Genomic DNA, 13,184 nt, shown 5'->3' with positions numbered 1-13,184 from the left:
GGGGGTGGCGGACGGTCCGATTTCGGACGCTCCGCCAGGGTGAGCTGCTCTTCGGTGCCGCGGATGGTGAGCACGTCTCCTTCGGCAAGCAACTGCTCCGGCTGCGCGCGCTTGCCGTTCACCCGCACCTTCTTGGTGCGGATCATCTTGAAGAGGTGGCTGACGGGGACGTTGGGCATCCGCTTGCGCAGGTGCTTGTCCAGCCGCATCCCGACGGTGTCGGCTTCGATTCGGTACTCGATCATTTGTGCTGGCGCCTGGACCAGAGCACACGAATAATTCGGGGTCCATGCCGAAAGCCCCAACTATCGAGAAGCTGCTCCAGAGCGGCTCCGCCGAGTGGAACCGTCTGCGCAAGTCAGGTCAGGCGGGAACCGACCACACGGGCGCCACGTTCACGCAGCTGTTCTCCGCCAACGCCGACCTGTCCGGGCTCGGACTGGTGGGCTCCGAGTGGGAGCGCTGTGACCTGTCGAAGATGAACTTCCGGGACGCGGACCTCTCCAACGCCTATTTCCACGGAGGCCGCCTTCAGGACTGCGACTTCCGTGGCGCCAACCTGGAAGGCTGTACCTTCGAAAAGCTGAAGCTCCTGCGCTGCGACTTCACCGGCGCCAAGGGTCTGGACGACCTGGAGCTGGACGACGTGGACATGGACCGCGTGACGGGCCTGGACGGCGAGGAAGCCCCGCCGCCTCCGCCCCCGCCGGTCCAGGGCATCACGGCGTTCACCCGCGAGCAGCGTGAGAAGATGCTGGGCCAGTCGCACGGCGGTGGCGGCGCGATGGACGGCGCCGGCTCCGCGCACCCGGACGAGCTGCCCCCGTTCCGGCCGCAGGATCCGCCGGGCTCGCTCTTCTTCCGGGCGCTCAAGCACGTGGGCGCTCCCCCGCTCTGGGTGCTGGACGTGCCGGGCCTGCGTCCGCTCTTGCCGCAGCGGCTGCCGCCGGGCAGCTCCCTGGAGACGCTCTACCGCGAGGCGGTCAAGACGCGGCTGGAGAACAAGAAGCCCGCGGCGGACCCCGGCGCGGTGGAGCGCGCGCAGAAGGCGCTGCGCATGGGTGGCAAGGAGGCCAACGTCGCGGCGGTGTACCTGCGCGAGGTGGGCATCCTGCCGCTGTTCCGCTTCGCCGCGGCGAAGCAGCTCAAGGGCGAGCTGCGCACCGAGGTGGAGGTGGACGACCTCACGGGCTCCATTGATCCGCGCACCACGGGCGCGCTCCTGGAGCTGCGCCTGACGCACGAGGTGGTGGAGCACCAGCACGAGGTGCGCCGCCGGCTGGCGGCCGCGCAGCTGTACACGTCGCTGCTGGAGGCGGGCTTCAACCCGGAGAACAACTGGGAGGAGGCGCTGGAGTCGGCGGACGCGTCGCTGGAGCTGGCGAACGCGGCCACGGGCGAGGACCGGCAGGCGCTGCTGGAGGGCTTCCAGGTGTTCGCGGCCCTGCCGGAGGAGGCGCGGCTGCGCCGCCTGGCGTACCTGGCGGAGTCCGTGTCGAACCTGGAGCTGCTCAGCCGGCTGCCGGAGGGCATGGAGCCGCAGTGGCTGTCGGGCCCGGAAGTGCGCGAGTGCCACGACCGCGAGATGACCTACGTGCAGTCGCTCAAGGCGCAGGACATCCCGGCCAAGGTGCCGGCGCTGGCCAAGGCGGAGCTGGGCGTGCCCGAGGGCGAGGTCCCCGAGGACAGCGACGACGACCTGTTCGTGCACGTGCGGTGCGACGTGTGCGGCAAGGAGAAGCTCATCGTCCAGTCGCCGGAGGCGTAGCGCCCCGCCTCCCGTGACGCGGGAGTGAAGCAGGAGGAGGCCCGGTCGGAGGCGCCAACGCGCGCATCCCGCCGGGCCTTTTCATGTCGCGCGCCACCTGGGCGCTGGAATCCGGTCATCCGCCCTCCCTGGGAGGAGGGGCGTCATCCGTCGCCTGACTGCCTACCCTCGGGACTCGCGGCGTGTCGTCGCGAGCGGGGGCGCGGACGGGCGCGATGGGGCGAGGCGGGCGTGAGCCGGGGCACGGGGGAGACGGGAGCCCGTGGCCCCCGGGCGGCGCGCTGCTGGCTTGCGGACTGCTGCTGGGCGGCCCGGCCTTCGCGCAGGAGGGGCCGTGCGTTGACGGGCCCCGCCTTCACGCGGGCGTGCGCGCCGCGGCGCCTTCGCTGCCAGCGGATGCCCCGCGGAGCGAGGAGGCTGTCCGGGAGGACACGTCCCAGTCCCAGGAGGAGCCCCACCCGTGGCTCGCGCTGGGGGAGGTCACCGCCATCAACCTGGTGGTGTGGACGTGGGACCGGGTGCTCGTGAACAAGGAGTGGGCGCGGGTGACGCCCTCCACGTGGGGGGAGAACCTGACCTCGGGCTTCGAGTGGGACGGGGACCACTTCGGCACCAACCAGCTCGCGCACCCGTATCACGGCAGCCTCTACTACGTGGCCGCGCGCGACAACGGCATCCCCTACGTGGGCTCCCTGGGCTTCACGCTGCTGGGCAGCCTGCAATGGGAGGTGTTCGCGGAGAACAAGAAGCCCTCCATCAACGACCTGGCGAACACCACGCTGGGGGGCACCATCATGGGCGAGGCCATCTACCGGCTGTCCTCCATGGTGCTCGACACGGAGGCCACGGGCTGGGAGCGCTTCGGCCGCGAGCTGGGCGCGGCCGCCCTCAGCCCCGTGCGCGGCGTCAACCGCCTGGTGCGCGGCGACAGCTTCCGCCGCGAACCCACGCCCTCGGACTGGAGACCGGACCGCTTCGCGGGCTGGGCGACGCTGGGCTACCTCAAGCTGGGCAACGGCGAGTCCCTGGTCTGGGGAGAGAACCAGTTCTTCACCGAGCTGTCCCTGCGCTACGGGGACGCCTTCCGGGGGGCGCGCCGCCGCCCGTTCGACGCGTTCGACGGGCGCGTGCAGTTCACCACCCAGGAGGCCCACCTGATCAGCTACGGCCAGCTGATGGGGCTGCTCGTGGCGACCCCCCTGGCGCTCGCCAGGCGCGACGAGCTGCGCCTGAGCGTGTTCCAGCAGATGCGCTACGTGAACACGGCCGCCTACGAGCTGGGCAGCCAGTCCGTGGACGTGGGCCTGACGTACCAGCACGACCTCTCCGGGGGCGCGGCGCTGCGGTCGATGCTGCTGATGAACGGCGCCCTGCTCGCCAGCGTCTCCTCCGAGCACTCCGGGCAAGGGGGCCGCAACTACGACTACGGCGTAGGCCCGGGCCTCCAGCTCCGGGTGACCTTTACGCGCGACGAATGGGACCTCGTGTCGCTGGAGGCGGGCCTGTCACAGATCATCGTGCTGGACGGCTCGAGCGGCTCGCACCAGGTGCGCACCGCCCGGCTCCGGGTGGACCTGCCCGTGTACCGCCGGCTGGGCCTGGGCCTGGAGGGGAACCTCTTCCAGCGCGAGAGCCACTTCGACGACTTCCCGAGCGTGAACAAGGACACCTACCAGCTGCGCTTCTTCCTCTCCGTGCACTGACGGCCCGCGGGGCGGAAGCTCAGCCCACCGCCTCCGACGGCGTCGCGGAGGGCAGCGAGTACGTCACCGGCGGCGGCAGCATCACGCGCACCTCATCCCCCGCGCGGATGAGGCCCGGGCGCTCCACCCAGCCCACCAGCCCGCGCTTCTGCCACGCGGCCTTCACGAAGCGGCCCGCCAGGCCCTTCATGTCCGGGTGGTGCGCCTCGATGACGCGGCCCGGCTGCACGCAGGGCAGGTTTTCGCCTTCCATCACCAGCGTGGCGTCCTCCGGGAAGAACAGCCGCGTCCCCGGCGGCAGGTGCGTCAGCCGGGGCACGCCCACGAGCTCCAGGTTCGCGCCCAGCCAGGACGCCAGCACGTGCGGCACGCCCAAGGTGCGCGCGACCTCCACCAGCTCTTCGCGCGACACGACGGAGAGCTGCCGGGTGTTGCGGATGACGGTGCCCTTGGGGAACCACGGCACGCGCACGTCCGCCTTGCGCGTGAGGCCCGCGTGCCGGTCCCCTTCGATGCCCGCGAAGTCCACCTTCAACTCCGGGACTTCCCGGGTGACGAAGCGCTTCGGTTCAGCGTCCGTGCACAGCAGCACGTTGGCGAGGTGGCCGGTCAGCGAGGGAGCAGGAGTGGGCATATCGGGCGCCCGTTCCAACACGCCGACGCGGCAAAATCAAAACAGGGTCATCTGCTGTGGCTTGCCCAGCGGGCGGGCATCCGTGCCCGCGTCCCGCAGCGCCTGAGCCAGCTCCTCCGCGAAGCCGTGGCAGGTGATGACGTCCCGCGCGCCGGTGTCCTTCACGTAGCGCATGAGGGACGGGAAGTCCGCGTGGTCCGACAGCGGGAAGGCCACGTCCGCGCCGTAGCGCCGCGCGCCGCCGGGGTCCATGGCCCAGCCGGTGAGCACCGCCGTGGCCCGGGGCCAGTGCGGCGCCAGGGCTCCGCCCCGCGCCAGGTGCGGCGGGAAGAAGAGCACCTCGCCCGGCTCCACGCGGCCGTCGTAGCGGCGCAGGTTCTCGATGGGGACGCCCAGCTCCGCGTACAGCTCCGCGACGTCGAAGATGGACGGGTGCGCGACCAGCTGGAAGCCCCGGCCCGCGAGCTGCTTCATCGCCTCCTGGCTCTTGCCCAACGGATAGCCCAGCAGCACCGGCGTCACGCCCCGGTTCAGCTGCGCGCGCAGCCACGTCTCCACCTGCCCCAGCACCTCCGGGCGCGGCGGGAAGCGGTAGCGCGGGTGCCCGAAGGTGGACTCGATGACCAGCGTGTCGCACGTGGCCACCTCCGTGGCCTCCGCGGTGAGCGACGGCGCGGTGTTCAGGTCCCCCGTGTAGACGATGCGCTTGCCGTCCGCGCGGGTGACGCGCAGCTGCGCGCTGCCCAGGATGTGGCCCGCGGGCAGCAGCTCCAGCAGCAGCGGGCCCAGCTCAAAGGGGCGGCGGAAGGGCACGGACAGCGCGGAGGCCACGGGCCCCAGCCGGTGGGCCATGAAGCGCAGCGTGGCCGCGGTGGCGATGGTGCTCTCGTGCCGGGCAATGTGGTCCGAGTGCCCATGGCTGACGAAGGACAGCGGCGACTTGCGCTTCGCGTCCAGCGACAGGGGCGTGCCCGTCAGGTGCAGGCCGTTTCGTCTCAGCTCCACGCTCATGGGATGGGCGCTGTCTATAGCGCGGCGCGGGCGCTCGCGCTCCCGGCCGGGGCACCCCACCCCGCGCGCCGCATGCTCAGGCGGCGGGCGTGCGGCCCCGTGCCCGCCATCCGTCCCACACCACCGTGCCCAGCTCCGACGCGAAGACGCCCACGACGATGAGCGCGCCGCCCAGCCACTCCTGCAGGCCCAGCACCTCGCGGCCCACCGCGACGGAGAAGGCCGCGGCGAACACCGGCTCCAGCGCGAAGATGAGCGCCGCGCGCACCGCGCTGGTCCGCGCCTGGCCCCACGTCTGCACCAGGATGGCGACCGCGCTCGCGAGCACGCCACACGTGAGCACCGCCACCACCAGCGGCGGCGTCCACTCCAGCTTGCGCTCCACGAAGGGCATGCACACCGCGGACATCACCGCCACGCCGGCCAGCTGCACCGCCACCAGGCCCACCGCGTTGTCCTTCGTGGCGAAGCGCTCGGTGAGCAGGATGTGCCCCGCGTACGCCACCGCGCACCCGATGGACAGCCAGTCCCCCAGGTGCAGGCCCCCCCCATCCCCCGGCAGTGCTTCGCCCGAAGTGGGCCGCGTCAGCCAGTACAGGCCCACCGCCGCCAGCACCACGCCCACGGTGGTGCCCCACCGGGGCAGGCGCTTGAGCAGCACCATGGACATCAGCGGGACGAAGAGGACGTTGAGGCCGGTGAGGAACGCCGCGCGCGACGGCGTGGTGTCCGTCAGCCCCACCGTCTGGAGCGCGAAGCACACGAACAGCACCGCCGCCAGCAGCAGCCCCTTGGGAACGATGCCGGGCGCGAACATCCGCCCGCGCGCGATGGCCACCATCACCGCCGCGCCCACGGCGAAGCGCAGGGTGAGGAAGGTGAACGGATCCGCGAACGCGAGCGCGTCCTTCACCACCACGAACGTCAGTCCCCAGAACACGGTGAGGAGCACCAGCGCCCCGTCCGCACGCCACGTCGCCCCACTGCGCTCCTGCTTCACCGGACCGGCCTCCATGACGAACTACGGGATGAAGAAGAACGCCACGCCGAGGATGGCGTAGACGCCCAGCAGCATCACGCCCTCCAGCCAGTTGGACTCGCCGTCCAGCGCGATGAGCGTCGCCGCGCCCGTGCCGATGGCGATGCCCAGCACCTCCATGTGGCTGAACTCCAGCGTCAGGTGCTGGCCCAGCGGGATGGACACGAGCACCAGCACCGGCGCGACGAAGAGGGCGATCTGCTTGGAGGACTCGAAGGCGATGTTGAACGCCAGGTCCATCTTGTTCTTCAGCGCCATCAGGATGGCGGTGGAGTGCTCCGCCGCGTTGCCGATGATGGCGATGATGATGACGCCCACGAAGGTGTGCGTGAAGCCGAACGCGGCGATGGCGTCCTCAATCGCGTGCACCAGGAACTCCGCCACCACCACCACGCCCAGCGTGGCGCCCAGCAGGACGACGGTGGCCTTCTTCGTGCTCCAGACCGGCATCTCCTCCGGCGCGCCGTCCTCCTCGCCCGCGTACAGGTGCGAGTGCGTGCGCAGCGAGAAGAGCAGCGACAGCGCGTAGACGATGAGCAGGATGACGGAGATGGCCACCGACATGGGGAAGAGGACCTTCTCCGCCGCGGGGCCGCGCGCCGCGTGGAACAGGTCCGGGATGGACATGGCGGTGAGCGCCAGGAACATGATGGCGGAGCCGGACAGGGCCGCCGTCATGTTGAACTTCTGCTTCGGGTACTTCAGGCCGCCCGCGAGGATGGCCGCGCCCAGCACCAGCAGCAGGTTGCCCAGGATGGCGCCGGTGATGGACGCCTTCACCACGTCCGCGTGGCCGGAGCGCAGCGCCGCCAGCGCGATGATGAGCTCCGCGGCGTTGCCGAACGACGCGTTCATCAGGCCGCCCAGGCCAGAGCCCAACTTGTGGGCAATCACCTCCGTGGCCTCGCCCATCAGGCGCGCCAGCGGGACGAGCGCCACCGCGCAGAGGACGAACGTCCACACGCCCGGAAAGAAGAAGTGCGACGCGATGGCCAGCGGGAAGAACACCGCCAGCAGGCCCAGGAACAGGTGGTCGACGTTGAAGCCCCCCTTCGACTCGCCCTCGGAGGACGGGGGCGTGCCAGGGCTGCCAGGAGAAGGCGGGGTGATGGACGCGGGAGTGCTCACGAAGGGCCTCGCCAACAAGAAACGCGGGGGGAACGGGACGGGGGTGCTTTTGGCCCAGCTGCCTGGAGGGTGCAACCCCCGTCGGGACTCAGGCGGGAAGCGGGCGCACCAGCACGACCAGCCGCTTGCTGCCCCCCGCCGCGTCCCATTGCTGGTTCGTCGCGGTGGTCAGCGCGTCAGGCGCGGGCCTGAACCCCAGGCCGGTGAAGGTCCGCAGGGACGCGGTGTTGTCCTCGTCGATGTCCGCGTGGAGCCGGTCCGCGCCCTGCCGGTGGACCTCCTCCACCAGGCACCGCACCAGGGCGGTGGCCACGCCCATGCGCCGCACCTTGGGGGACACCACCAGCGAGCGCACCCAGAAGCCGTCCAGGGCCAGCCCCTCCTGGTGGTAGTCGTCCGCCCAGGCGAAGCCGAGCAGCTGCCCCTGCGCGTCGAAGGCGCCCGCCGCCGCCCCCACGCGCCGGTCCGGGGGCAGGCCCCACCGGTCGCGCAGCTGCCGGCGCAGGAAGGTGCCGGACACCACCAGCCGTTCGGTGGCGAAGGCGAGCAGCGCGTCCAGGTCATCCGGACGCACCAGCCGGATCTCCAGCGGACCCACGAAGTGGCGGCGCAGCGGCTTCGTCCAGCCGGAGAACAGGTCTCGCAGCTGGCGGAACACCGCCCGGGACGCGGGCTTCGTCCACACGCCGGACAGGGTGCGCTGCATGAGGAACAGGGCCGGCCGGGTGGGCCGGGGCAGCCGCACCACCCAGCGCCCGCGCTTGAGCGCGATGATGCGCCCCACCAGCTCCCCGCCCGCCACGTCCGTGCCGCCCAGCAGCGACTCCGTCACCCAGGGCTCGGTGGAGAGCACCACCTGCGCGGCCAGCCTGGGCCCGTGCCGCACCAGCGCCACGTCCCCGCGCGCCAGCCGCTCCGGCCCGCAGCGCAACAGCCGCACCGCGTCCCCGCTGCGCAGCAGCGGATAGAGACACCGCCCCATGCCGCGCACCCACAGCCGGTGGCCGAAGGGCAGCGCCGCAAGCAGGTCCGCGAGCTCGGCCGTCGAGACGCCACCAGAGGGCATGACACCCACTCTGTCATGAAGGCGCCCCCGAAACCCGCCTCCGGTGCAGGCCCTGCTCCCGCTTCGTCCGGAACCGGCTATGACACGGCCCCAGGTCCAGGCCAGGAGGGCCCATGCCGCCGACGATGCCCGAGGGTGACTACGCACCCGTGCCCCGCCAGGGGTGGTGGAGCCGCAACTGGAAGTGGGCGGTGCCCGTGGGCTGTCTGGGGATGCTGGGCTCCTGCTTCTGCTTCGCCGCCATCGCCGTGGGCTGGGGCTACACGTCCTTCAAGGACATGGGCGCGTACACGGACGCCATCGCCGAGGCCCAGGAGGACCCGCATGTGCAGCAGGCGCTGGGCGGCACCTTCAAGCCGGGCTTCCCCAGCAACACCCAGGTGAGCACCGTCAACGGCCGCACCCACGCGGAGTTCACGGTCCCGCTGGACGGCCCCAAGGCGGACGGCAAGCTCCACGCGGTGGCGGACAAGAACGGCGAGGCGTGGACCTTCCGCACCCTCTACGTGCAGGTGGAGGACGGACAGCGCATCGACCTGCTCGACACCGGTGAGGCGCCCTCCGGAGCGCCGGAGGTGCCGCACGAGCTGGACCCCGGCGACGCGCCGGACGGCCTGGAGCCGGACGAGGCCGAGCCCTCCGAGCCGCCGGCCCAGAAGAAGCCCGGCCACGACAGCGACATCGAGCTGTAGACGCGACGAAGGGCGCGCCCCCGGGAAGGTTCCCGGCGACGCGCCCCACGGTGTCACGGTCCGCCAGTGACGGCGGCCTGGGACTACTTCAGCTTCTGGATGCCTTCGCGCAGCGCGGGCAGGACCTTGAAGAGGTCGTCCACGAGGCCGTAGTCGGCCACCTGGAAGATGGGCGCCTCCGGGTCCTTGTTGATGGCGACGATGGTCTTCGAGGACTTCATGCCGGCCAGGTGCTGGATGGCGCCGCTGATGCCCGCGGCGATGTACAGCTTCGGCGCGACGACCTTGCCCGTCTGGCCGACCTGAAGGTCGTTGGGCACCCAACCCGCGTCGCACACCGCGCGGGACGCGCCCACCGCGGCGCCCAGCAGGTCCGCCAGCGCTTCGACTTCCTTGAAGTCACCCTTGGTGCCGCGGCCACCGGACACCACCACGCTGGCCTCGGTGAGCTCCGGACGGGCGCTCTTCACCTCGTTGAAGCTGACGAACTTCGTCTTGGAGGCCTCCAGCTTCGGCTGGAAGGACTTCACCTCCGCGGACGCGCCCGCGCCAGCGACCGGCGCGAACTCCGTGGCGCGGATGCTGATGACCTGCACCGGCGTGGTGAGCTTCACCTCGGCGAACACGTTGCCGGCCCACATGGGGCGCGTGAAGGTGATGTCCGCGCCACTGCCGTTGATGGCGGTGATGTCGGTGGCCATGGCGGCCTTCAGCCGGGCGGCGACGCGCGGCAGCAGGTCCTTGCCCTGCGCCGTGGAGGCCGCGCCCACGAAGGTGGCCTTCAGCTCCTGCGCCAGGCCCGCGACGACGGGGGCGTAGGTCTCAGCAAGGTAATGCTCGAGCTCGGGAGCGGCGGCGGTGTGGATGGCCTTGGCGCCGGAGCCCTTGAGCTCCTCCGCCAGCTTGGACGGGTCCTTGGACAACAGGACGAGGTGCAGCTCGCCGCCGGACTTGTCCGCCAGCTGCTTGCCCGCGGCGATGGCGTTGAGGGAAGCCTTGCGCAGGTTCCCGTCCGGCTGCTGCTCGGCGACGATGAGGACGATGGACATGGTGTCTGTCTCCGGAATCGTTGGAAGGGTTGGGAGCGCGGTCAGACGACCTTCGCCTCGTTGTGCAGCTTCTCCACCAGGGTGGCCACGTCCGGCACCTTGATGCCCGCCTTGCGCGCCGGAGGCGACGCCAGCTTGAGCACCTGGATCTTCGGCGCCACGTCCACGCCCAGGCCCGCCGGGGTCAGCTCCTCGATGGGCTTGCTCTTCGCCTTCATGATGCCCGGGAGGCTGGCGTAGCGCGGCTGGTTCAGGCGCAGGTCCGTGGTGACGATGGCGGGCAGCTGGACCTCCAGGGTCGCGAGCCCGTTGTCCACTTCACGCACCACCTGGACGCTCTTCTTGTCCGCGGACAGCACCACCGCCGGGACCTTGTTCTTCTCCTGGTCGCTCTCCAGCGACTCCACCTTGGAGGCGAACGTGGCCTGGCCCCAGCCCAGGAACTCGGCCAGGTACTGGCCCACCTGGTTCTGGTCGTCGTCGATGGACTGCTTGCCCAGCAGGACGATGTCCGGCTTCTCCTTCTCCGCGACCTTCTGGAGCAGGCCCGCGATGCCCAGCTGATCCAGCGGGCCCGTGTGGTTCACCCAGATGGCGCGGTTGGCGCCCATGGCCAGCGCGTGGCGCAGCTGCTCCTGCACCTCCTTGCCGCCGATGGAGACCACCACCACTTCGCCGGTGTGCTTCGCGGAGAGGCGCAGCCCCTCTTCCACGCCGATTTCATCGAAGGGGTTGATCTTGTACTTCAACCCCTCCTTCACGATGTCCGAGCCGTCCGGCTTCACCTTGATCTTCGACTCGGGATCTTCCACGCGCTTGGCGGTGACGAGAATCTTCACGGCGGGCTCTCCTCAGTGGGGAGTGTTTGGAAATTCGGGCGGCTTGACGCATCGCGCATCAGGGCCGGAGTAATAGACATCCGCACACGGCGGCGGCAACGGGAAAGCCCCGCCGGGCACAGTTTTGCTTTTCTACCTGAACAGTTCCTTCGCGATGACCAGGCGCTGCACCTGGCTCGTGCCCTCGTAGACCTGGATGAGCTTGGCGTCGCGCATCAGCTTCTCCACGGGGTATTCCTTCATGTAGCCGTAGCCGCCGAACACCTGCACCGCGTCCGTGGCGACCTTCATGGCCATGTCCGCGGCGAAGCACTTCGCATAGCTGGACTGGAGGGTGTTGCGCTGTCCTTCATCCAGCACCTGGGCGCTCTCGTAGGTGAGCAGGCGCGCGGCGTGGGTGTTCATGGCCATCTCCGCCAGCATGAACTGGACGGCCTGGTGCTCGCGGATGGCCTTGCCCATCGTGTGGCGCTGCGCGGAGTACTCCAGCGAGTGCTCCAGCGCCGCGCGGGCGATGCCGATGGAGATGCTCGCGGTGAGCGGGCGGCTGTTGTCCAGCGTGGCCATGGCGATCTTGAAGCCCTCGCCCTCTTCGCCGATGCGGTTCTTCGCCGGGACACGCACCTCGTCGAACGTGACGGTGGTGGTGTTGCTGGCGCGCTGGCCCATCTTGTTCTCGTGCTTGCCGGTGGTCAGCCCCTGGGGACGGCCCTCCACGACGAAGCAGGTGATGCCCTTGTGCTTCTTGCCCTTGTCCAGCGTGGCGAACACGGTGAACTGATCCGCGTAGCCGGCGTTGGTGATGAAGCACTTGCTGCCGTTGAGGACGTACTCGTCACCCTCGCGGCGCGCGGTGGTGCCCATGGCCGCCACGTCGGAGCCCGCGCTGGGCTCCGTGAGACAGAAGCAGCTGAGCTTGAGCTTCTCGCCAAAGGGGGCCAGCAGGCGCTTCTTCTGGTCATCCGTGCCGTGGAGGATGATGGGCAGGTTGGCCAGGTCGTTGGCGATGAGGGACGTGGCCACGCCCGCGCAGCCCCACGCCAGCTCCTCGCAGACGATGACCTGCTCCAGGTGCGTCAGGCCCACGCCGTTGTACTCCGACGGGATGGCCATGTTGAGCAGGCCCAGCTCGAAGGCCGCGGAGATGAGGTCCTTGGGGAAGTCGGAGGTCTCGTCGTAGTGGGGGGCCTTGGGGCGCACCACGTCACGGGCGTACTTGCGCGCGGCATCCTGCAAGGCGCGCTGGGACTCGCTGAGCTGGAAATCCATGGGGCGGGCTCCGGGAGGGTTGATTCAAATATCAATCCGCTTCCCTGCCATACCGCTCCCGCCGTTCGGGCGCCAGCCCCCGCGAGGGTCCCCCCGTCGTTCCAGGGACACCGGAACGAAGACGGGGGGAGGCCCAGGCGCCCGGGGGCCTACTTGCCTGCGGGCTTCGCCTGCTTGGGAACCTTCTCCCAATCCGCGAGGAACTTCTGGATGCCCGCGTCGGTGAGCGGGTGGTTCGCCAGCTGGGTGATGACGTTGTAGGGCAGCGTGGCGACGTCCGCGCCCAGGCGCGCGGCCTGGAGGACGTGGACGGGGTTGCGCACGCTGGCCACCAGCACCTGCGTGGTGAAGTCGTAGTTCTGGTAGATCTCCAGGATGTGGGCGATGAGCTCCATGCCGTCCTGGGAGATGTCATCCAGCCGGCCCACGAAGGGCGACACGTACGTGGCGCCGGCCTTGGCGCACAGCAGGGCCTGGTTGGCGGAGAAGCAGAGGGTGACGTTGGTGCGGATGCCGTCGGCGGTGAGCGCCTTGACGGCCTTCATGCCCTCCACGCCCATGGGAATCTTCACGACGACGTTGTCGTGGATCTTCGCCAGGCCCTGGCCTTCCTTGATGAGCTCCGGGGCGGTCAGCGAGACGCACTCCGCGCTGATGGGACCGTCCACGATGGAGCAGATCTCCCGGATGGTCTCCTCCAGGTTCCGGCCGACCTTGGCCAGCAGTGACGGGTTGGTGGTGACGCCGTCCACACAGCCCATCTCGTGGGCCTTGCGGATTTCGCCGACGTCCGCGCTGTCGATGAAGAACTTCATGCCGTCCCCTTGGTTTCCGGTGGTGAAGAAGGTTTCCCCGGCCACGGGCGGCCGGGCGGGCAGGCCGTAGCCCAGGCCCCCCCATGCGTCAAGGATGGCCGCCCACGTGAGGCCTGGAGTAGAGGTAGCGCCCAGCCATGGCCCGCGCCCCCCGCTCCACCGCCAAGAAGC

General features: G+C 70.2%; 13 protein-coding genes. 3 read left to right on the top strand and 10 right to left on the bottom strand.

What is annotated here, in order from left to right:
- The coding region (locus D7X32_RS38565; RefSeq protein ID WP_279635654.1) for a S4 domain-containing protein at positions 1–245 on the bottom strand (245 nt) is incomplete at its 3' end.
- Between the two features lie 44 nt (positions 246–289).
- Here D7X32_RS38565 and D7X32_RS38560 point away from each other — a divergent pair.
- Together D7X32_RS38560 and D7X32_RS38555 are read left to right on the top strand one after the other, a co-directional pair.
- Positions 290–1,768, top strand: a complete 1,479-nt coding sequence (locus D7X32_RS38560) for a pentapeptide repeat-containing protein (protein ID WP_171449881.1) — start codon at positions 290–292, stop codon at positions 1,766–1,768.
- Positions 1,769–1,950: 182 nt separating this feature from the next.
- The gene (locus D7X32_RS38555) at positions 1,951–3,471 is read left to right on the top strand and encodes a DUF3943 domain-containing protein (RefSeq protein ID WP_244239419.1); all 1,521 of its coding nucleotides are present in this window, start codon (positions 1,951–1,953) and stop codon (positions 3,469–3,471) included.
- Positions 3,472–3,490: 19 nt separating this feature from the next.
- Here D7X32_RS38555 and D7X32_RS38550 read toward each other — a convergent pair whose 3' ends face one another.
- The 5 genes from D7X32_RS38550 to D7X32_RS38530 all read right to left on the bottom strand — a co-directional run bounded on the left by D7X32_RS38550 (position 3,491) and on the right by D7X32_RS38530 (position 8,349).
- Positions 3,491–4,105: an MOSC domain-containing protein gene (locus D7X32_RS38550; protein ID WP_120607517.1), complete on the bottom strand. Its 615-nt coding sequence runs from the start codon at positions 4,103–4,105 to the stop codon at positions 3,491–3,493.
- 36 nt (positions 4,106–4,141) lie between these two features.
- Complete coding sequence (locus tag D7X32_RS38545) at positions 4,142–5,116, bottom strand: MBL fold metallo-hydrolase (protein WP_120607516.1); 975 nt, start codon at positions 5,114–5,116, stop codon at positions 4,142–4,144.
- A gap of 76 nt (positions 5,117–5,192) precedes the next feature.
- Positions 5,193–6,116: a DMT family transporter gene (locus D7X32_RS38540; RefSeq protein ID WP_244239418.1), complete on the bottom strand. Its 924-nt coding sequence runs from the start codon at positions 6,114–6,116 to the stop codon at positions 5,193–5,195.
- A 21-nt stretch (positions 6,117–6,137) separates the two neighbouring features.
- Complete coding sequence (gene cax / locus D7X32_RS38535) at positions 6,138–7,283, bottom strand: calcium/proton exchanger (RefSeq protein WP_208752681.1); 1,146 nt, start codon at positions 7,281–7,283, stop codon at positions 6,138–6,140.
- Positions 7,284–7,371: 88 nt separating this feature from the next.
- Positions 7,372–8,349 (bottom strand): GNAT family N-acetyltransferase, encoded by a 978-nt coding sequence (locus D7X32_RS38530; RefSeq protein WP_171449787.1) that lies wholly within the window; start codon positions 8,347–8,349, stop codon positions 7,372–7,374.
- 113 nt (positions 8,350–8,462) lie between these two features.
- Between D7X32_RS38530 and D7X32_RS38525 the strand changes: the two genes are divergently transcribed.
- A complete protein-coding gene (locus D7X32_RS38525; protein ID WP_120607514.1) occupies positions 8,463–9,041 on the top strand; it encodes a cytochrome c oxidase assembly factor Coa1 family protein in 579 nt (192 codons plus the stop codon).
- Between the two features lie 83 nt (positions 9,042–9,124).
- Here the strand turns inward: D7X32_RS38525 and D7X32_RS38520 are convergent, their stop codons facing one another.
- The 4 genes from D7X32_RS38520 to fsa all read right to left on the bottom strand — a co-directional run bounded on the left by D7X32_RS38520 (position 9,125) and on the right by fsa (position 13,013).
- A complete protein-coding gene (locus D7X32_RS38520) occupies positions 9,125–10,090 on the bottom strand; it encodes an electron transfer flavoprotein subunit alpha/FixB family protein (RefSeq protein ID WP_120607513.1) in 966 nt (321 codons plus the stop codon).
- A 41-nt stretch (positions 10,091–10,131) separates the two neighbouring features.
- On the bottom strand, positions 10,132–10,929 hold the full coding sequence (locus D7X32_RS38515; RefSeq protein ID WP_120607512.1) for an electron transfer flavoprotein subunit beta/FixA family protein: 798 nt from the start codon (positions 10,927–10,929) through the stop codon (positions 10,132–10,134).
- Positions 10,930–11,061: 132 nt separating this feature from the next.
- The gene (locus D7X32_RS38510) at positions 11,062–12,198 is read right to left on the bottom strand and encodes an acyl-CoA dehydrogenase family protein (RefSeq protein ID WP_120607511.1); all 1,137 of its coding nucleotides are present in this window, start codon (positions 12,196–12,198) and stop codon (positions 11,062–11,064) included.
- A 149-nt stretch (positions 12,199–12,347) separates the two neighbouring features.
- Entirely contained in the window at positions 12,348–13,013 is a 666-nt protein-coding gene (fsa, locus tag D7X32_RS38505) for a fructose-6-phosphate aldolase (RefSeq protein WP_120530299.1), read from the bottom strand.
- Between the last annotated feature and the right edge of the window lie 171 nt (positions 13,014–13,184).

Source organism: Corallococcus carmarthensis (assembly GCF_003611695.1).
GTDB lineage: Bacteria > Myxococcota > Myxococcia > Myxococcales > Myxococcaceae > Corallococcus > Corallococcus carmarthensis.
Note: the sequence above shows the minus strand (reverse complement) of the source record. Positions and strands in the feature narration are given on the sequence as shown.

Bases quoted from the DNA above. Each gene is read 5' to 3' on its own strand.
- D7X32_RS38560 (WP_171449881.1), top strand. From the start codon at position 290: ATGCCGAAAGCCCCAACTATCGAGAAGCTGCTCCAGAGCGGCTCCGCC.
- D7X32_RS38550 (WP_120607517.1), bottom strand. From the start codon at position 4,105: ATGCCCACTCCTGCTCCCTCGCTGACCGGCCACCTCGCCAACGTGCTG.
- D7X32_RS38545 (WP_120607516.1), bottom strand. From the start codon at position 5,116: ATGAGCGTGGAGCTGAGACGAAACGGCCTGCACCTGACGGGCACGCCC.
- D7X32_RS38530 (WP_171449787.1), bottom strand. From the start codon at position 8,349: ATGCCCTCTGGTGGCGTCTCGACGGCCGAGCTCGCGGACCTGCTTGCG.
- D7X32_RS38525 (WP_120607514.1), top strand. From the start codon at position 8,463: ATGCCGCCGACGATGCCCGAGGGTGACTACGCACCCGTGCCCCGCCAG.
- D7X32_RS38520 (WP_120607513.1), bottom strand. From the start codon at position 10,090: ATGTCCATCGTCCTCATCGTCGCCGAGCAGCAGCCGGACGGGAACCTG.
- D7X32_RS38510 (WP_120607511.1), bottom strand. From the start codon at position 12,198: ATGGATTTCCAGCTCAGCGAGTCCCAGCGCGCCTTGCAGGATGCCGCG.
- fsa (WP_120530299.1), bottom strand. From the start codon at position 13,013: ATGAAGTTCTTCATCGACAGCGCGGACGTCGGCGAAATCCGCAAGGCC.